Origin of the sequence: Klebsiella sp. RHBSTW-00484 (assembly GCF_013705725.1) — a bacterium.
Lineage (GTDB): Bacteria > Pseudomonadota > Gammaproteobacteria > Enterobacterales > Enterobacteriaceae > Klebsiella.
The window spans coordinates 6144668-6163709 of the sequence record NZ_CP055481.1 but is presented as its reverse complement, the minus strand read 5'-3'; the positions used below and the strand labels follow the sequence as shown (position 1 = coordinate 6163709).

The following is a 19042-nucleotide window of genomic DNA, read 5'->3' as shown; positions in this document are numbered from 1 at the left end:
TTGTCCCCTCACCCTAACCCTCTCCCCAAAGGGGCGAGGGAACTGTTCGGTGCGCTCTGGCAACATCGCGCAGAAGGCCTGGTTTTCTCCCTCTCCCTTCCAGGGAGAGGGCCGGGGTGAGGGTTTACCCGCGCTGGCTCAGAACGTCTTTCTCATAAGCCCGCACGCTATCCAGCCACTGGCTCCCCGCCGGAGTATCGTTACGCTGGCAATACATCTCCCAGATGGCCTGCCACGGCAGACACTTCTGTTCTTCCAGCAGCGCCAGGCGGGCGGTGTAATCGCCGTCAACTTCCAGCTGACGCAATTGTTCAGTCGGTTCCAGCAGGGCGCGCAGCAGCGCTTTCTTCATATTGCGGGTACCAATGACCCACGCCGCGATGCGGTTGATGGAGGCATCGAAGAAATCGAGGCCGATATGCACGCGGTCGAACAGGTCGTGACGGATAATCTCGCTGGCGATAGCCTGCGTTTCGTCATCCAGCAGCACCACGTGGTCGCTGTCCCAGCGCACCGGGCGGCTCACGTGCAGCAGCAGGCGTGGGATATAGAGCATCGCGGCGGAGATTTTGTCGGAGATTACTTCCGTCGGGTGGAAGTGACCGGCATCCAGGCACAGGGCGGTCTGGCGGCTGGTGGCGTAACCCATATAGAACTCATTGGAGCCGACGGTGTAGCTCTCTGCGCCGATCCCGAACAGCTTGCTCTCCACGGCATCAATGTGATGCGCCGGGTCGAATTTTTCGCTGATCACTTCATCAAGCGCATTCAGCAGACGCTGGCGCGGAGCAAAGCGGTCAACGGTGATATCTTTCATGCCGTCCGGGATCCAGATATTCATCACCGACGGTGTGCCCAGCTGCTCGCCGAAATACGCGGAAACGCGGCGGCTGGCCTTGCAGTGGTCGATCCAGAACTGGCGGATTTCATCGTTAGCGTGCGACAGCGTAAAGCCGTCGGCGCTCAGCGGATGCGAGAAGCAGGAAGGGTTAAAATCCAGCCCCAGCTTGTTGGTTTTCGCCCACTCAACCCAGTTTTTAAAGTGTTCCGGCTTGATTTCATTACGCGGTACCGGCGTTTCGGATTCCAGATAGAGCGCGTGCAGGTTCAGGCGTTTTGGCCCCGGAATCAGGCTCAGCGCCTGCTCAAGGTCAGCGCGCAGCTCGGTGGCGTTACGCGCTTTGCCCGGATAGTTGCCGGTGGCCTGAATACCGCCGGTCAGGCTCCCTTCCGGGTTTTCAAAACCGACGACGTCATCGCCCTGCCAGCAGTGCATGGAAACAGGCAGGCGGTCCAGCTGGCGCAAGGCCTCCTCGACGTCCACGCCGACGCTGGCGTAGCGCTGTTTGGCAATTTCCCAGGCTTGTTCAAGTTGAGTGGTCATGCGCAAAGCTCCTTGGTCTGTTGTGGCTGAAACTGCGCGATGAAGCGGGCAATTTCACTTTCAGGATGAGGGGTAAAAGTGGTGAGGGCGTAGTTTTGCCGCACCACTTGACGGAATTCATCGACGTTATGTAGCTCGTCGAGGGTCATTAACTGGATGCCGATATTGCCCAGCGTAGAGGCCTCAATGGGGCCCGCGACCACGGTGATGCCGCAGGCGTCGGCGCACAGCTGGTTAAGCAGTTCGTTCTGGCAGCCGCCGCCGACGATATGCAGCTGACTGAATGGCTGGTCGCGAAGCGCCGACAGTTCGTTGAGCACTCGGGCGTAGAGCAGCGCTAAGCTGTCGAAAATACAGCGCGCCAGTTCGGCGTCGCTGGCAGGAACCGGCTGCCCGGATTCGCGGCAGGCGGCCTGAATTTCAGCGCTCATGTTGTCCGGGTTGATAAAGCGGTCGTCGTTGCAATCAATAACGAAACGGCAGGCTGGAAGCGCCGCCGTGCGGGCAATCAGCGCCGACAGGTCACCGACGTTTTGCTCTTTCAGCACCCGCTGGAGCAGCCACAGGCCCATGATATTTTTCAGCACCCGATAGCGGCCTTCAGCTCCGCCTTCATTGGTGATATTGGCCTTCAACGCTTCGTCGCTGGTGCAGGGGGTTTTGCTTTCAAAGCCCATTAGCGACCAGGTGCCGGAAGAGAGGTAGGCGGCATTTTTGCTGGCTAACGGCGAAGCGATAACCGCGCTGGCGGTATCGTGGCTGGCGACGGCAACTACCGGAATATGATTTCCCTGCGGGCAAATCCAGTGGCCGATAACGTTGCCCGGGTGCGTCGGCGTACCGAACCATTCGCGCGGCGCGCCGGTCCAGTTCAGCAGCTCTTCATCCCAGTTATCGCTATTGATATTGACCAGCTGTGTGGTGGTGGCGTTGGTGTATTCCCAGTTCATTTTGCCGGTCAGGCGAAAGCTAAGGTAGTCCGGGATCAGCAGCGCGTGCGCGGCCTGGCTGACCAGCTCCGGCTGCTGTTCAACCAGCGCGCGAAGCTGATAAAGAGTGTTAAACGGCAGAAACTGAATACCGCTGCGGCGATAGATGTCCGCACGTCCCATCTGCTCTTCGGCATGGCGCATCAGGCCCTGGGTGCGGGAGTCGCGATAAGAGACCGGCAGGCCGACGCGCTGACCCTGTTTATCCAGCAGGACATAATCCACGCCCCAGGTATCAATGCCGATGCTATCGATCAGGATGCCCTGTTCGCATACTTTCACCAGGCCGCAGCGAATTTCATTTTCCAGGCTATCAATATCCCAGCAGTCGAAGCCATCTACCTTCTGTAGGCTATTGGTAAAGCGGTGAATTTCGCGCAGCGCCAGCGTTTGCTGCCCGGGTTCATAACTGGCGAGCATCACCCGCCCGCTGGAGGCGCCTAAATCAACCGCGACACAATGACGAAAACTCATGGGAAGATCCTTGTGAAAATCATTGCAAGCAGTCTAAAAAAGTCGCGGCTGACTCACCTTCTTGTTACTGACAGGGAAAATTGGCCCCTGGCAAGAAAGCAAAGGTGACCGTGAGGGAGGTCACAGTTTCGTTTTATCAGCGGCTCGCTGAGGGATGTGATGTTGTCCGCAGTTCCCGATCTTTCCCGCCATTTCTTGAAAAAGCGGCAGGCTTTACGAATTTTGTAGTCAAAAATTGAAGGCCGGATTGCCAACCCTTAATTACTATTTGCACCACTGATTGATAATTTTTCTCATTTCGAGGAGCGGCTATGACCATGTTGCACAGTGTGGATTTCTTTAAGTCCGGCGTTTCTGCTGTTGCCATTGAACCGCGGCTCCCGCAATCGGCTTTTCCTGAGCATCATCATGATTTTCATGAAATTGTTATCGTCGAACACGGTACGGGAATTCATGTTTTCAACGGTCAGCCCTATACCATCAGCGGCGGGTCGGTCTGTTTTATTCGCGATCACGATCGCCATCTCTACGAGCACACGGATAATTTATGCCTGACCAATGTGCTTTATCGCGCGCCGGACGCGTTTCGCTTTTTGTCCGGCCTGAATGAACTGCTGCCGCAGGAGCAGGAGGGGAATTACCTCTCACACTGGCGGGTTAACCAAAGCGCGTTGCAGCAGGTTCGCCAGATTGTCGGCCAGATGGAAAATGTTGGTGCGGATTCGGACATGCATTCCATCGCCAGCCGCGAGATTTTCTTTATGCAGTTGCTGGTGCTACTGCGTAAAAGCAGCCTTGCTGAAGGAAGCGCGGATAACGATGCGCGGTTGAATCACCTGATGGCCTGGCTGGAAGATCATTTTGCCGAAGATGTCTGCTGGGAAGAGGTGGCGGCGCAGTTTTCGCTATCGCTGCGCACTCTGCATCGCCAGTTAAAACAGCAAACTGGCCTGACGCCGCAGCGCTATCTGAACCGGGTGCGGCTGATAAAGGCACGCCATCTGCTGCGCCATAGTGATGACAGCGTGACCGATATCGCGTATCGCTGTGGTTTTGGCGACAGTAACCACTTTTCGACGCTTTTTCGTCGGGAGTTTGACTGGTCTCCGCGCGATATTCGCCAGGGGCGCGACGCGATTCTTCAGTAACGCGAGAGCAGTCAACGTATTAACAGGTATAAGCGCGAATAATGATGCGTTTGTTCGCGTCTGGAGTTGATGAGTGGCAGGTCAGCTGATTCTTCGCAAAAATGAATTTTTTGCTTCCCCCGCCCAGGCTGTGGCGGTGGCGGATCGCTATCCGCAAAATGTCTTTGCCGAACACACCCATGAGTTTTGTGAACTGGTGCTGGTGTGGCGGGGCAACGGCCTGCACGTCCTTAACGATCGCCCGTGGCGCATAACGCGCGGCGATTTGTTCTATATCCGCGCCGAAGATAAACACTCCTACGCCTCGGTGAACGATCTCGTCCTGCAAAACGTGATTTATTGCCCGGATCGGCTACGGCTCAATTTTGACTGGGCGGCACATATTCCCGGCCTGTTCGGTACGCCGTGGGTCCCGCACTGGCGAATTGGCAGCAGCGGTATGGCTCAGGTCCGTCAGGTGATAACCCAGCTGGAGCACGAGAGTAGCCGTAGCGATGCGCAGGCCAATGACATGGCCGAGCTGCTGTTTGCTCAACTGGTGCTTATCCTCCAGCGCTATCGCTATGCCACCGATAATCTGGCGGCAACCCAGAGCGAGGCGCTGCTCGATAAGCTGCTTACCGAACTGGCGGGTAGCCTGAACCGGCCTTTCTTTCTGGATAAATTTTGTGAACGCGAAGGGTGCAGCGAACGCGCGCTACGCCAGCAGTTTCGTCAGCAGACGGGAATGACCATCAACCACTATCTGCGCCAGCTGCGGATTTGCCACGCTCAGTATCTGTTACAGCATACGGAACGCCTGATTGGCGAAGTGGCGATGCAGTGCGGGTTTGAGGACAGTAACTACTTTTCGGTGGTGTTTAACCGTGAGATTGGCATGACGCCGGGGCAGTGGCGGCAGCGCAGTCGCACTGCCGCCTGACGAAGCTAGTTGGCCATTCCCAGACCGACGATGTTTGCAGCGATGATAATCACCACGCAGCCGAGGCTCAGTACGCCAACCGGACGACGTCCTGCGTTGTTCCACTCTTTCAGCACCAGGCCAACCAGCCCGCCGCACAAGACATAGAAGCTCATATGCAGCATCCAGCTCATGTAGTCGTACTGTGCCGGAATGCTGGCGTGGCCCCAGGCGTAGAAGAAGAACTGGAGATACCACATCAGGCCGCCCAATGCGGAAAGCAGGATATTGCTGATAATCAGTGGTTTTGCCAGCGAGAAGTCGGCTTTTACTGACAGATTCTTCACTTTTGCCAGGCGGATAAAGCAGAAACCGAGGTTGACCAGCGCACCGCCGCCCATAATCACCACGTAGCTTGGCAGCGCGGTGTAGAGCGGGTCAACGCCGAGCGCGGCGGCGGCTTCATGCATCGGTTTTGCAGCGTTCATCGCAAAGGACATACCGGCCGAGAAAATGCCGCACATTACCGCCAGTACCAGCCCCTTTTTCAGGTTGAAGTCTTCGGCTTTGATGCCCATTTTGCGCTCTTTGAGCTGGCCTGCGCGAGTGACTATCCCCACGCCAATCACCGCAACCAGCACGCCGAGCAGCGTCATTTGGCCGCCTTTAGTGTTAATTAAGACATCGAATTGACCGTTGAGGATTGGGGTCATTAGCGTGCCGACAATCAACGTAATGCCAATGGCGATACCGATCCCCATCGACATGCCGAGATAGCGCATGGTCAGGCCATAGTTGATATTGCCGATACCCCACATCGCACCGAACAGGAACACCGGCAGGAGCGTGGAGGCATTAAAGGAGCCGTAGTAGGCCCAAAAATCAGGGAGCAGCATGGCGCTGATGGCCCAGGGGAGTATCAGCCAGGAGACAATCCCGCCGATAGACCACATGGTTTCCCAGGACCAATGTTTAACTTTTTTGAACGGGGCATAGAAACAGGCTGCACTGGCCGCACCTATCAAATGCCAAAAAATACCCATCGTAATCGCGTGATTCATTGATTCTATCCTCATCTATTTTTTTATCGGATAAATCATTTTCCGACCCGATGAGTGTAAAAATCGGTCAGTTTTACTGCCTTCAACCTGTTGCCACGTAACATCCTTCTTTGGCAACCAGAAGCTTAATTCGTTGTTCTACATCACAAAACCACGTGTATAACCGTCTGTTATAACCTTATTAAAAATACGGCATTGATAAGCGTTTTCAATATCATTTAATTAACTATAATGAACCAACTGCTTACGCGGCATTAACACCTTCCGCCGCTCGACAATAATGGAGATGATTATGAGTTATACACTGCCAGCCCTGCCGTACGCTTATGACGCCCTGGAACCGCACTTTGACAAGCAGACGATGGAAATCCATCACACTAAACACCACCAGGCCTACGTTAACAATGCCAACGCTGCGCTGGAAAGCCTGCCGGAATTCGCTAGCCTGTCTGCTGAAGAACTGATCACCAAACTGGATCAACTGCCGGCTGACAAAAAAACCGTTCTGCGTAATAACGCTGGCGGCCATGCTAACCACAGCCTGTTCTGGAAAGGCCTGAAAACCGGTACTACGCTGCAGGGCGACCTGAAAGCGGCTATCGAGCGTGATTTCGGTTCCGTTGATAACTTCAAAGCGGAATTTGAAAAAGCGGCTGCTACCCGTTTCGGCTCCGGCTGGGCGTGGCTGGTGCTGAAAGGCGATAAGCTGGCTGTAGTTTCTACAGCGAACCAGGATTCCCCGCTGATGGGCGAAGCTATCTCCGGCGCTTCCGGTTTCCCAATTGTGGGTCTGGACGTGTGGGAACACGCTTACTACCTGAAATTCCAGAACCGTCGCCCGGACTACATCAAAGCGTTCTGGGACGTGGTTAACTGGGACGAAGCTGCAGCGCGTTTTGCCGCCAAAAAATAAGGTTGCATTGTGCTGAGTGAGAAGCGAGTCTGATGACTCGCTTTTTTTATGTCCGCAGCAAGGAGCAGCAGATGCACTATCCGCTAAATGTCTACATTGGGCGCATTCGCGACTATCCCGGCAGCCGCCCGAGCGCAATAAGCAAAATTCAGGTCGATGGTGAATTAACCCTCGGCGATCTCGGCCTTGAGGGCGATGAGCAGGCGGAGAAGAAAATTCACGGCGGGCCGGACCGTGCGCTGTGCCACTATCCGCGTGAACATTATGCCCACTGGGCTCGCGAGCTGCCTCAGCAGGCGGATCTGTTCTGCGCCCCGGCGTTTGGCGAGAATCTCTCGACCGAGGGACTGACGGAGCAAAACGTCTTTATTGGCGATATCTTCCACTGGGGAGAGGCGCTGATTCAGGTGACGCAGCCGCGTTCGCCGTGCTTTAAGCTCAACTATCACTTTGCCGTCAGCGATATGGCGCAGCTGATGCAGAACAGCGGCAAAACCGGCTGGCTGTATCGGGTGGTGGCGGGCGGGAAGGTATCCAGCGATACGCCGCTAGAGCTGGTCTCCCGGCTAAGCGATGTTAGCGTGCACGAGGCTGGCGCGATCGCCTGGTCTATGCCGTTTGATGATGAACAGTACCACCGCCTGCTATCAGCGGCGGGGCTGTCAGTGAGCTGGAGCCGTACCATGCAGAAACGGCGTTTAAGCGGGCAGATCGAAGACAATTCCCGGAGATTGTGGGGGAAATAACTCACCCGCTCGTTAGTTTCTCTCTTCCCATATAGGGGCCGATCGCCCCTGCTTTTCCTTTTCGCTTTGTCTCATCTATTTAGCGTGGCAATAGGTTTGTGGCCACGTACTTCAGAGCCATTCTTGCTACCTGGTCCACAAAAAAAGCCTCGGTTACGAAAAAAAACTTGAGTATTCCCTGCACTCAAATATCTTATGTGTAAATTGGTTTAAACCAGATTGGGCGATATGAAAGAGAAAAACTATGTTGATGTCCTCAGAGAGCGCTTCGAAAGCTGGCTGAATGAGAAAAATTTACCGGCTGGCGCAAAGTTACCTTCTGAGAGGGAACTTTGTGAGTTGTTGGATGCGAAGCGTATGACCTTACGTCAGGTTCTTATTGAACTTGAAGTTGACTCACGTATTTTTAGAAAAAACCGTAGTGGTTGGTTTATTTCGTCGAAGCGATTCATTTATAACCCCAAATCACTTTCAAGCTTTAATGCTGAAGCAAGAGCCCAGGGACGCAATCCATTTTGGGGGTATTTATCAAAAGAGGCCGTTGAGACCGTTCCGCACCATGTTGATCAGGTTTTTCAGGCTTCAGGTCAACGATATCTTATCACTGGATGGTGCGGGCTTGACGAGCACAAAGTATTTTATCATGAGTCTTATATTAACGCTGAAATTGCACCAGATTTTGTCCCGAAACTGGAAGACAAATCTTTTGCCCGAGTTTGGGAGGAGGAGTTTGGTTACGTGTTAAATATTAAAGAAATGGTCTTTAAACCGGTCAATATGCCGGAAATGGCTTGTAAGGAATTGGGGGTTGCACCTAATACCTACGGTATTTTGGTAGAAAAACATCGTGCGACTCATGATAAAAAGGTGGTTCAGATTGACTTTGAATACTGGCGCCTTGAGTCCGTGGAACTTGTTATTCGTGATGAATGAGAAAGATTATGGAAAATATGAATAGAGAACGTCTTGCTGAACGAGCCAAAAATATACAGCTCTATCTCCATGCTTATGCTTTTCATTTAAATATGCGTTATGAACGTATTCTCCCTGGCGATTTGTTGGATATTGCTCATCAACAAGAATTAAAGGGCGTAAAAGTCCATGTTGAAGATGGTGAATCTCAAGCGCTACAGAAGATGAATAGCCAGCAATTGCAGTGCTTTAAGGAAAAGGCGGCAAACTATGGTCTGGATATTCATATAGAAACGAGCGCATCGGATCGGGAGACATTGGCTGACGCCATCCGCATCGCGCAGGCAACCGGCGCAACCTCGGTGCGCTTCTACCCTCGTTACGAAGGCTATCTAAAGGATGTACTGGAGAAAATTGCCAGTGATATCGCCTGGTTGTCACAGTTTGATGATTGCGGGTTGAGCTTTACGATTGAACAGCATGAAGATTTGCAGGGCCATGAACTGGTGGCGCTGGTGAGAAATAGCGGTATGCAGAACCTCTCTATTTTGTTCGATTTTGGCAATATGATTAATGCCAATGAACAACCCCTTGCGGCATTAGAGGTTATGTCACCATTAATTACTCAGGTACATATCAAGGATGCCCGAATTATTAAAGAAGGAAAGGGCTGGGGGCATGAAGCTTGTCGTTCCGGGTATGGCGATTTACCAATGAAAGAGATGCTCAGGGCATTGTTGCTTTTAGGCGAGGATAAACCACAAGTCCTCTCTTTTGGGCTTGAAGAAGAAGTGGAATATTATGCGCCCGCATTTCGTTTCGATGATGAAGGTGATAATCCCTGGATCCCGTGGCGAGAAGCGAGCTATACCCCTTTGCCTGATACTCATCTGGTTGATGCTCGCCTGGCACAGGAAAAAGAACATGCTCTTTCGCAAATTAAATACATTCGTGATCTATGTGATGACTTTATAAATATCTAATAATTTTTTATTAAGTAGTGGAGAATTATGCAGGCGCGCCATTATTTATGGTTGGCCGTATGGTTTGTTATTCATTTGATTGATCGAGCTTTTCTCTCAACCAGCAATGAGGGTGTGAATTATGTTCATGAACAAATGGGCACGGCTGTGCTTTTTGATTTTGGGGGGAGGCACAATATTCAAGCTCTCCAGTATGAAGGATGTATTTTATGTGCCAATGCAAAATGACTGGGGATTAACAAATACGCAAATTGGTCTAAGCTTTACGGTATATACAATCGTTCAGACCGCAGGGCTTTTTCTCTCACTATATATCGCGGATCGTTACTCTAAAAAGATACTATTACCCTTTGGTTTAATCGGTGTTGGGTTGTGCGGTCTGTATTTATCGACTTTGCCGTCCTTCACCGGGTATCTGGTCTGTTTTGCCGCCATGGCCTTTTTTGCTGATGTAGTTTATTGGCCGGTCTTGCTGAAAGCGGTTCGCTTGCTCGGTACGCAAGAAGAGCAGGGACGTATGTTTGGCTTTTTAGAGGCCGGACGCGGTGTGGTGGATGTTATTGTTGCCTCCGGTGCGCTATTTGTTTTTGTCCATTTCGGCGAAGGAAAAGCGGGCATGCAGGCCGGCCTGTTGTTTTATACGGTAATCACTTTAGTCGCGGGCATTATTACCTACTTTATCGTCGATAATGACCAGATAAAAGGCGGTGAAAACGCCAATGCCAATGTTGAAGTGATAAGAGGTATCAAACATGTTTTGTCCTGCCCGAATGTCTGGCTGGCTGCCCTTGGTATCTTCTTCGTATACGCTGCTTATTGTGGGCTGACGTACTTTATCCCGTTCCTGAAAGATATCTATATGCTGCCGGTCGCGTTGGTTGGGGCGTACGGCATTATTAACCAGTATGCGTTGAAAATGGTCGGTGGGCCGATTGGGGGATTGCTGGCTGATAAGGTTGCCAAGTCACCCACAGTTTATCTGAAGTGGACGTTCCTGATCTCTGCTATCGCCATGATTATCTTTATGCAGCTGCCCCATCAGTCTATGAATGTGTACGTGGGAATGGCGGCAACGTTAGGATTTGGGGCGATTATTTTCTCGCAGCGCGCCATTTTCTTCGCACCAATGGATGAGATTGGCACACCGCGTGAGTATGCTGGTTCTGCCATGGCCTTTGGCTGCATTATTGGTTATATGCCAGCGATGTTTGCCTATACGCTGTATGGCTGGCTGCTGGACACCCACAGCGGCATCACTGGCTATAACTACGTTTTTAGCGTGATGGTTGCGTTCAGCTTAATGGGGTTTGTCTGCTCGACGCTGCTGGTTAAGCGGATTAAGAAGCAAAAACTCACTGCAACAACTGCAGCAGCATAAGATCTGAGCTTCCCCGGAAATGGTATTCCGGGGAAGTCCGTTATGAACGTTTGTACAGCGGCAGCCAGATGGTTAAGCGTAAACCGCCCAGCGGGCTGTCGTCGGCTTTCACCCAACCGCGGTGCTGCTGAATGGCGGCTTCAACAATCGCCAGCCCCAGGCCGGTACCGCCAGACTCGCGATCGCGCGCCTCGTCGGTCCGGTAAAACGGACGGAAAATCTGTTCGCGATCTTCCGGACTGACGCCCGGACCGTCGTCATCGACGTTCACCGTAATCCCGTCTTTATCCACCGAGAAACTCACTGAAATCTTCGTATGCGAGTAGCGCAGCGCGTTACGCACGATATTCTCCAGCGCGCTTTCCAGCGCATTGGGGTTACCGTACAGCGGCCACGGCCCTGGCGGATACTCCACAGTGAACGATTTCCCTACCTGCTCGGCTTCAAATGCGGCGTTATCCAGCACTTCACCCCAAAGCTGATTAGCTTTTACCGTCTCGCTGACCAACGCGTTGTTAGCCTGATTACGCGACATCACCAGCAGATCGTTGATCATGCTGTCCAGCCGGTGCGCTTCCATTTCGATGCGCTCCAGTTCTTTGCTCTCCCCACTGCGGCGGCGCAGCAATGCGGTGCCTAACTGCAGGCGCGTCAACGGCGTGCGCAGCTCGTGGGAGATGTCGGACAGCAGACGATGCTGGCTGGTCATCATGCGTTCCAGCGCGGTCACCATCTGGTTAAAGCTGGTCCCGGCGGCTAAAAACTCCTGCGGGCCGGCTTCCAGTTCCGGATGTTGACGCAAGTTGCCCTGGGCGACTTCATCGGCGGCGTTTTTTAGCTTACGCGCGGGCTTAGCCAGACTCCATGCGAGCCATAGCAGCAGCGGGGCGCTGACTAACATCGTGACGATCAGCAGCAATAACGGCCGGTCAAAGAGCAGATTGATAAAGTCTGATTGAGACGTGTTGGCAGGGCGGATCAGATAGAGCTGGTAGTTATCTTCGCCATCCCGCACGGAAAAGGGCCCGACCATTTCCAGACGACCATAGCGCTTTTTCTGCGGATGGTCGGCGTTATCCGCCTGGCCGATAAAGTTGCGGATAATCTGCATCTCGTTGCGTTCAGCACCGATAACGCGTCCTTCGCTGGTCACCAGCAGCAAGCGCTGGCCCGGCGGAGCCCACTTATCGATGGCACGAAACAGACGACGCCACCACATCAGGTCGTTTGGCGGATCGGTCGCCAGTTCGGCCTCGACGTGCTGTTCAATCATGATGCCCTGACGTTGCTCGCTCTCCAGCAGCTCGGTCATCTGGCGCGAGTCCAGCTTGGGCAGCATCAGAACCAGCATCAACACCAATGCCAGCGTGAGCCAGAAAATAGCGAAGATGCGTGCGGTTAAACTTCCAATCATGAAGCCGATACCATCAGATAGCCGCGTCCGCGCAGAGTTTTAAACCACGGATGGCCGTCTTTGCGCTCTGGCAGCTTACGCCGCAAGTTGGAGATGTGCATATCGATAGCGCGGTCAAACGGCGTTAGACGTTTGCCCAGCACTTCCTGGCTCAAGTGCTCACGCGACACGACCTGGCCGAGATGCTGCGCCAGCAGGTACAGCAGGGTGAACTCGGTGCCGGTCAGTTCCAGCGTCTGTCCATCGAAGCTGGCTTCCTGGCGACCCGGGTTGAGGCTTAGGGCATCGACTTCCAGCGTCGGTGAACCGGCTTCAGTCGTTTGCTGCTGCTCGCTCCAGTGGGAACGGCGCAGAATAGCGCGTATACGCGCCACCAGCTCGCGATCGTTGAACGGCTTAGGCAAATAATCGTCCGCGCCCAGCTCAAGGCCAAGAACGCGATCCAGCTCGCTGCCGCGGGCCGTTAGCATGATAACCGGGGTCTGGTGTGTCTGACGCAACTCTTTGAGCGTATCGATACCGTTTTTCTTCGGCATCATCACATCAAGCAAAAGTAAATCGACGCTGTCGTCAAGAAGGGCCAGCGCCTGTTCCCCGTCATGGGCGACAAGCACATTAAAACCTTCCATATCGAGCAGCTCTTTTAACAGGGAGGTGAGCTCCCGGTCATCATCTACTAACAGGATTTTATTCATTGTTTAAATACCTCCGAGGCAGAAATTACGTCATCAAGGCCCGCTAATCCATGACTTTACGTTGTTTTACACCCCCTGACGCATGTTTGCAGCCTGCATCGTAAACTGTCTCTCGTTGAATCGCGACACAAACGTTTTGGGAGTATGTGATGCGCAATGTTATCGCTGCCGTCATGGCCTCAACGCTGGTGCTAAGTGCATATAGCCAGGCTGCTGAAGTCGTCACCAGCGTTAACTGGCTACCTGGAGATGTCGGGGCCCAGCGCAGCGGCCAGAGCCATATGTTTGACGGCATAAGTTTAACCGAACACCAACGACAGCAGTTACGTGATCTTATGCACCGGGCACGCCACGACAGGCTACCCGTTAATGTTAGCGAAATGGAGACAATGCATAGCCTTGTCACCGCAGAAAATTTTGATGAAAACGCTGTACGCGCTCAGGCAGATAAGATGGCGCAGGAACAGGTTGCCCGCCAGGTTGAAATGGCAAAAGTTCGCAACCAGATGTACCACCTGTTAACGCCCGAGCAGCAAGCGGTTTTAAATGCTAAGCACCAGCAACGAATGGATCAGTTGCGTGAGGTTGCAAGGATGCAAAAAGGCTCAGCGATGATGCTTTCCAGTAGTAGCAATACCCTGCAACCCCAGTAACAAACCCTGTTTTCCTTGCCATAGACACCATCCCTGTCTTCCCCCACATGATGTGGGGGTTTTTTTTGCCTGTCATTCGGCCAAATGGCCTCTCCCTTGCTCCCCGTCCCGGCAAAAGATCGGGTTATACTAAGCGCATCGCGAAGTAAGGAGCGTTTATGAATCAATCCTATGGGCAGCTGGTGAGCCGTGCGGCTATTGCGGCAACGGTGATGGCCTCTGCGTTACTTTTGATCAAAATTTTTGCGTGGTGGTATACCGGCTCAGTGAGTATTCTGGCGGCGTTGGTTGATTCGCTAGTCGATATTGCCGCCTCGTTAACCAATCTGTTAGTCGTGCGTTATTCGCTACAACCTGCCGATGAAGAACATACCTTTGGCCATGGTAAGGCGGAGTCGCTGGCCGCGCTGGCACAAAGTATGTTTATTTCCGGCTCGGCATTATTTCTGTTCCTGACCGGTATTCAGCACCTGGTGCGCCCTGAACCGATGCAGGCGGCGGGGGTCGGGATGATTGTGACGCTCGTTGCGTTGATAAGCACTCTGGTATTGGTGACGTTCCAGCGCTGGGTGGTGAGAAAAACCCAAAGTCAGGCAGTACGGGCGGATATGCTTCATTATCAGTCTGATGTTATGATGAACGGCGCAATTCTGGTGGCGCTCGGCCTCTCGTGGTATGGCTGGCACCGTGCCGATGCGCTGTTTGCATTGGGCATTGGCGTCTATATTTTATATAGCGCGCTGCGCATGGCTTATGACGCCGTCCAGTCGTTATTAGACCGCGCGCTTCCTGATGAGGAACGCCAGGACATTATCAATATCGTGACCGCATGGCCCGGAGTCAGCGGGGCGCACGATCTACGAACACGGCAGTCAGGGCCGACTCGCTTTATTCAGATACATTTGGAAATGGAAGATAATCTCCCGCTGGTTCAGGCTCATGTGATTGCTGACCAGGTGGAGCAGGCGATTCTGCACCGTTTTCCGGGTTCTGATGTGATTATTCATCAGGATCCGTGCTCTGTGGTGCCGTTAGCACAGCAGGGTATTTTATGAGCTTTCGGTTATAGTCTGTAAACTCGATGTAAAAATGTGGGGCGGATCGGCATTATTTGTATAAATTACCGCCATTTGGTCTGACCTGAATCAATTCAGCCAGAAGCGTTTGATATACTATTGCAATTATCGATGGGCACTCCTGGTGAGGGGGCGCTTCAGGCAACAGGATTATTTTTTGCTTCCTAAGTTCAGAGGTAGTCATGATTAAGAAAATCGGTGTGTTGACAAGTGGCGGTGATGCGCCGGGCATGAACGCAGCAATTCGTGGCGTTGTGCGCGCGGCATTAACGGAAGGTCTGGAAGTTTTTGGAATCTATGACGGTTACCTCGGCCTGTATGAAGATCGTATGGTTCAGCTTGACCGCTATAGCGTTTCCGACATGATCAACCGTGGCGGCACCTTCCTGGGGTCAGCGCGCTTCCCGGAATTTCGCGAAGAACACATTCGCGCAGTTGCTCTTGAGAATATGAAAAAACGCGGCCTGGATGCGCTGGTCGTTATCGGTGGTGACGGTTCTTATATGGGCGCTGTGCGCCTGACTGAAATGGGCTTCCCGTGCATCGGTTTGCCGGGCACTATCGACAACGATATTAAAGGTACTGACTACACTATCGGTTTCTTTACTGCGCTGAGCACCGTTGTTGAGGCGATTGACCGCCTGCGTGATACTTCTTCCTCTCACCAACGTATTTCCGTTGTTGAAGTGATGGGCCGTTACTGCGGCGACCTGACCCTGGCAGCAGCAATCTCCGGCGGCTGTGAATTCGTCATGGTTCCTGAAGTTGACTACACCCGTGATGATCTGGTGACAGAAATTAAAGCCGGTATCGCTAAAGGGAAAAAACACGCTATTGTGGCCATTACTGAACATATGTGCGATATCCACGAACTGGCTGATTACATTGAGAAAGAGACCGGTCGTGAAACCCGTGCAACCGTACTGGGTCACATCCAGCGCGGTGGCTCCCCGGTTCCTTATGACCGTATTCTGGCATCCCGTATGGGCGCATATGCTATCGACCTGCTGCTGCAGGGCTTTGGCGGTCGCTGTGTTGGTATTCAGAATGAGAAGCTGGTTCATCACGATATCATCGACGCCATCGAAAGCATGAAGCGTCCGTTCAAAAGTGACTGGTTGGATTGCGCTAAGAAGCTGTACTAATTTCTTGTGTGAAATAAAAAGGCCTTCTCAGAGAGAAGGCCTTTTTATGAACGGGGGCGTTACTCAATATCCAGAGCATCCTCTGAGAGGATTATCCCGGTATTATCAGCGTACAGATGGTCACCAGAGAAGAAGGTGACGCCGCCGAAGTTGACGCGAACGTCGCTTTCGCCGATGCCTTCACCTGCGGCTCCCACGGGAATGGCGGCCAGCGCCTGGATGCCGATATCCATCTCCTCCAGATCGTCAACCTGGCGCACTGCGCCATAGACCACTAACCCTTCCCATTCGTTTTGCACGGCCAGACGCGCCAGGTCGGCGTCGATTAATGCGCGTCGAACGGAACCACCGCCATCGATTAACAGGATATGACCACGGCCGTTCTGCTCAAGCATATCGTAGAGCAACCCGTTATCCTCGAAACATTTCACCGTGATGATTTGTCCACCAAACGACGACCGTCCCCCAAAGTTGGAGAACAGAGGTTCCACGACGTTGACATCCTCCTGGTAGATGTCACAAAGCTCGGAAGTATCGTATTTCATAGGCTTAACGTTCAGTTGCTGCGAGAATTTTCAGTATATCTCGGGAATCGTGTTGTTGGCAAAATCATCAATTGTTAATTGATATTTGTCAGTTAACCTGCCAGCTTGCTGAGAATAATTCCGATAACAAACAGCAGGTTGGTCAGCAGCGCGCCTTTTACCGTTCTTTCCAGCATCGGGCGCATGGCCACAGGCTCGCGCTCGCGCATCACAAAACGCGCCTGCTTAACCAGCAGCGGCGTAGCCAGCAGGAACAGCCAACCCCAGGGATTATGCAGCGAGATGAGATTAAACAGCGCCAGGCACAGCGGAGCGCCAATGAGGAGACAGGCATGGTAGCGGCGAGCGTTAACCGGCCCCAGACGCACGGCGAGGGTGTTTTTGCCGTTATCACGATCGCTGTCGATATCGCGCAGGTTATTAATATTTAATACCGCAGCAGCCAGCAGGCCGCAGGCGGTCGCGGGTAAGAAAATGACCGCTTCAATGCTGTGCGCCTGAAGGTACCAGCTTCCGACAACGCTAAGCCAGCCGAAGAAAACCAGCACGGAAATATCGCCGAGACCAATGTATCCGTAAGGTCGGGTGCCGACGGTGTAGGTGATGGCGGCAACAATTGCCAGCACGCCAAGCACCATAAAGCCGATAAAGTCGGCCATGGTTTGCCAGGCTGAGAACAGCAGCGCCAGGCCAGAGAGGCAAATCAGCACCACGGTCAGAATTAACGCGCGTTTCATTTGTGCCTGAGTAATCGCCCCTTTCTGCATACCGCGCAGGGGACCGATGCGGTCAGGTTTGTCGCTACCTTTTACCGCATCGCCATAATCATTGGCGAGGTTGGAGAGTATTTGCAGTAAGCCCGCAGTAATTATTGCCAGCAGGGCAACCCAGGGATCGAAACTGCCCTGATGCCAGGCAAGAGCGGAGCCGACAATGATGGCGGCAAAGGCCAGAGGTAACGTTTTGGGGCGCAGGCTTTCCAGCCAGGCCTGGGTTTTGTTTATCGGTTGTTCAGTCATTAGTCCCGGCCAATAAAAATGGGGCTCTACCCTTCATACTTCAAGCTGCAGGTACGTTGGCTACGGACGACTCGGCCCATCCATGGGCCTCGCCCTCACGGGCCGTCGCAAGCGACGTTCAAATCTGCTCCCGGCAGATTTGTCATTCACCCCAGTTACGTACTTATGTACGCTCCTGGGGATTCATTCCTTTGCCGCCTGCCTGCAACTCGAATTATTTTGGGTATCTATAGCCCCATCTATAGTGATGAAAATATATTGAACCGGATTATAGGATAAAACGACTCAGATCTTCATCTGCCACCAGAACATCCAGATGTTTACCGACATATTCTGCATCGATAGTCACGCTTTGACCGTTCATTTCGCTGGCGTCGTATGAGATATCTTCGATCAGACGCTCCAGTACGGTATGCAGGCGACGGGCACCGATGTTCTCAGTGGTTTCGTTGACCTGCCAGGCGGCCTGAGCAATGCGTTTGATGCCATCTTCCGTGAACTCGATATTAACGCCTTCAGTCGCCATCAGCGCTTTATACTGCACGGTGATAGAGGCATTCGGCTCAGTCAGGATGCGCTCGAAGTCATGGGTGGTCAGTGCTTTCAGCTCAACGCGAATCGGCAGACGACCCTGCAACTCTGGGATCAGGTCAGACGGGCTGGCCACCTGGAACGCGCCGGAGGCGATAAACAGAATGTGGTCAGTTTTCACCATCCCGTGCTTGGTGGAGACGGTGCAGCCTTCAACCAGCGGCAGCAGGTCGCGCTGTACGCCTTCGCGTGAAACGTCAGGGCCTGAAGAGTTGCCGCCACGTTTACAGATTTTGTCGATTTCGTCGATAAACACGATACCGTGCTGCTCAACCGCATCGATAGCATCCTGCTTCAGCTCTTCCGGATTTACCAGCTTCGCCGCTTCTTCTTCAATCAACAGCTTCATCGCATCTTTGATTTTCAGCTTACGCGGTTTTTGCTTCTGGCCGCCCAGATTCTGGAACATTGATTGCAGCTGGCTGGTCATCTCTTCCATGCCCGGAGGGGACATGATTTCAACGCCCATCGGCGCAGCCGCAAGATCGATTTCAATCTCTTTGTCGTCGAGCTGCCCTTCGCGCAGTTTTTTGCGGAAAGACTGGCGCGCGGCAGAAGGTTCCTGAGGCTGTTCAGCCTGGCCCCAGTTGTTTTTTGCCGGTGGGATCAGCACATCAAGGATGCGCTCTTCCGCCAGCTCTTCTGCACGGTAGCGGTTTTTATCGATGGACTGCATGCGAACCATTTTGATCGCTGCATCGGTCAGATCGCGGATAATCGAATCCACTTCTTTACCAACATAGCCTACTTCGGTGAATTTAGTTGCTTCAACCTTGATGAACGGCGCGTTGGCCAGTTTTGCCAGACGACGGGCGATTTCGGTTTTACCGACGCCGGTTGGGCCGATCATCAGAATGTTTTTCGGCGTGACTTCGTGGCGCAGCTCTTCGTTAAGCTGCATACGACGCCAGCGGTTACGCAGAGCGATGGCGACGGAGCGCTTGGCTGCGTCCTGGCCGATAATGTGTTTGTCCAGTTCGCTGACAATTTCGCGTGGGGTCATTTCAGACATGGG

The 19042-nt window shown here is 53.0% G+C and carries 18 protein-coding genes; 10 read left to right on the top strand and 8 right to left on the bottom strand.

What is annotated here, in order from left to right; all coding sequences use genetic code 11:
- Nucleotides 1-124: 124 nt before the first annotated feature.
- Nucleotides 125-1384 (bottom strand): L-rhamnose isomerase, encoded by a 1260-nt coding sequence (gene rhaA, locus HV213_RS28980; RefSeq protein ID WP_181484226.1) that lies wholly within the window; start codon nucleotides 1382-1384, stop codon nucleotides 125-127.
- Nucleotides 1381-2847 carry a rhamnulokinase gene (rhaB, locus tag HV213_RS28975; protein WP_181484225.1) on the bottom strand — a complete coding sequence of 489 codons (1467 nt, stop codon included), beginning with the start codon at nucleotides 2845-2847 and terminating at the stop codon, nucleotides 1381-1383. The genes rhaA and rhaB overlap by 4 nt, the downstream gene beginning before the upstream one ends.
- 311 nt (nucleotides 2848-3158) lie before the next feature.
- Between rhaB and rhaS the strand changes: the two genes are divergently transcribed.
- Complete coding sequence (rhaS, locus tag HV213_RS28970) at nucleotides 3159-3995, top strand: HTH-type transcriptional activator RhaS (protein WP_110276129.1); 837 nt, start codon at nucleotides 3159-3161, stop codon at nucleotides 3993-3995.
- 73 nt (nucleotides 3996-4068) lie between these two features.
- Nucleotides 4069-4917: an HTH-type transcriptional activator RhaR gene (rhaR, locus tag HV213_RS28965; protein ID WP_181484224.1), complete on the top strand. Its 849-nt coding sequence runs from the start codon at nucleotides 4069-4071 to the stop codon at nucleotides 4915-4917.
- A gap of 5 nt (nucleotides 4918-4922) precedes the next feature.
- Here the strand turns inward: rhaR and rhaT are convergent, their stop codons facing one another.
- The gene (gene rhaT / locus HV213_RS28960; RefSeq protein ID WP_181484223.1) at nucleotides 4923-5957 is read right to left on the bottom strand and encodes an L-rhamnose/proton symporter RhaT; all 1035 of its coding nucleotides are present in this window, start codon (nucleotides 5955-5957) and stop codon (nucleotides 4923-4925) included.
- 292 nt (nucleotides 5958-6249) lie between these two features.
- On the opposite strand from rhaT, the gene sodA reads away from it, so the two are divergent.
- From sodA to HV213_RS28935, 5 genes are all read left to right on the top strand, one after another.
- Nucleotides 6250-6870 (top strand): superoxide dismutase [Mn], encoded by a 621-nt coding sequence (sodA, locus tag HV213_RS28955; protein ID WP_110276139.1) that lies wholly within the window; start codon nucleotides 6250-6252, stop codon nucleotides 6868-6870.
- Nucleotides 6871-6941: 71 nt separating this feature from the next.
- On the top strand, nucleotides 6942-7616 hold the full coding sequence (gene yiiM / locus HV213_RS28950; protein WP_181486523.1) for a 6-hydroxyaminopurine reductase: 675 nt from the start codon (nucleotides 6942-6944) through the stop codon (nucleotides 7614-7616).
- A gap of 228 nt (nucleotides 7617-7844) precedes the next feature.
- Nucleotides 7845-8549 carry a GntR family transcriptional regulator gene (locus tag HV213_RS28945; RefSeq protein WP_181484222.1) on the top strand — a complete coding sequence of 235 codons (705 nt, stop codon included), beginning with the start codon at nucleotides 7845-7847 and terminating at the stop codon, nucleotides 8547-8549.
- A gap of 8 nt (nucleotides 8550-8557) precedes the next feature.
- Nucleotides 8558-9511 carry a sugar phosphate isomerase/epimerase family protein gene (locus HV213_RS28940; RefSeq protein ID WP_181484221.1) on the top strand — a complete coding sequence of 318 codons (954 nt, stop codon included), beginning with the start codon at nucleotides 8558-8560 and terminating at the stop codon, nucleotides 9509-9511.
- Between the two features lie 127 nt (nucleotides 9512-9638).
- Nucleotides 9639-10889, top strand: a complete 1251-nt coding sequence (locus HV213_RS28935) for an MFS transporter (protein ID WP_181486522.1) — start codon at nucleotides 9639-9641, stop codon at nucleotides 10887-10889.
- Nucleotides 10890-10929: 40 nt separating this feature from the next.
- Here the strand turns inward: HV213_RS28935 and cpxA are convergent, their stop codons facing one another.
- Together cpxA and cpxR are read right to left on the bottom strand one after the other, a co-directional pair.
- Nucleotides 10930-12303, bottom strand: coding sequence for an envelope stress sensor histidine kinase CpxA (gene cpxA / locus HV213_RS28930; RefSeq protein ID WP_110276143.1), 1374 nt, complete (start codon nucleotides 12301-12303; stop codon nucleotides 10930-10932).
- Entirely contained in the window at nucleotides 12300-12998 is a 699-nt protein-coding gene (gene cpxR / locus HV213_RS28925) for an envelope stress response regulator transcription factor CpxR (RefSeq protein WP_181484220.1), read from the bottom strand. Before cpxR ends, cpxA begins: the two co-directional genes overlap by 4 nt.
- 149 nt (nucleotides 12999-13147) lie before the next feature.
- Between cpxR and cpxP the strand changes: the two genes are divergently transcribed.
- The 3 genes from cpxP (at nucleotide 13148) to pfkA (ending at nucleotide 15872) form a co-directional block, all read left to right on the top strand.
- Nucleotides 13148-13651 carry a cell-envelope stress modulator CpxP gene (gene cpxP / locus HV213_RS28920; RefSeq protein WP_181484219.1) on the top strand — a complete coding sequence of 168 codons (504 nt, stop codon included), beginning with the start codon at nucleotides 13148-13150 and terminating at the stop codon, nucleotides 13649-13651.
- Between the two features lie 158 nt (nucleotides 13652-13809).
- Entirely contained in the window at nucleotides 13810-14706 is an 897-nt protein-coding gene (fieF, locus tag HV213_RS28915) for a CDF family cation-efflux transporter FieF (RefSeq protein ID WP_181484218.1), read from the top strand.
- Between the two features lie 203 nt (nucleotides 14707-14909).
- Nucleotides 14910-15872, top strand: coding sequence for a 6-phosphofructokinase (gene pfkA, locus HV213_RS28910; RefSeq protein ID WP_181484217.1), 963 nt, complete (start codon nucleotides 14910-14912; stop codon nucleotides 15870-15872).
- 59 nt (nucleotides 15873-15931) lie between these two features.
- On the opposite strand, the gene rraA is transcribed toward pfkA, so the two are convergent.
- The 3 genes from rraA to hslU all read right to left on the bottom strand — a co-directional run bounded on the left by rraA (nucleotide 15932) and on the right by hslU (nucleotide 19039).
- Complete coding sequence (rraA, locus tag HV213_RS28905) at nucleotides 15932-16417, bottom strand: ribonuclease E activity regulator RraA (RefSeq protein ID WP_181484216.1); 486 nt, start codon at nucleotides 16415-16417, stop codon at nucleotides 15932-15934.
- Between the two features lie 92 nt (nucleotides 16418-16509).
- Nucleotides 16510-17436, bottom strand: a complete 927-nt coding sequence (gene menA, locus HV213_RS28900) for a 1,4-dihydroxy-2-naphthoate polyprenyltransferase (RefSeq protein WP_181484215.1) — start codon at nucleotides 17434-17436, stop codon at nucleotides 16510-16512.
- Nucleotides 17437-17704: 268 nt separating this feature from the next.
- A complete protein-coding gene (gene hslU / locus HV213_RS28895) occupies nucleotides 17705-19039 on the bottom strand; it encodes an HslU--HslV peptidase ATPase subunit (RefSeq protein ID WP_110276150.1) in 1335 nt (444 codons plus the stop codon).
- Between the last annotated feature and the right edge of the window lie 3 nt (nucleotides 19040-19042).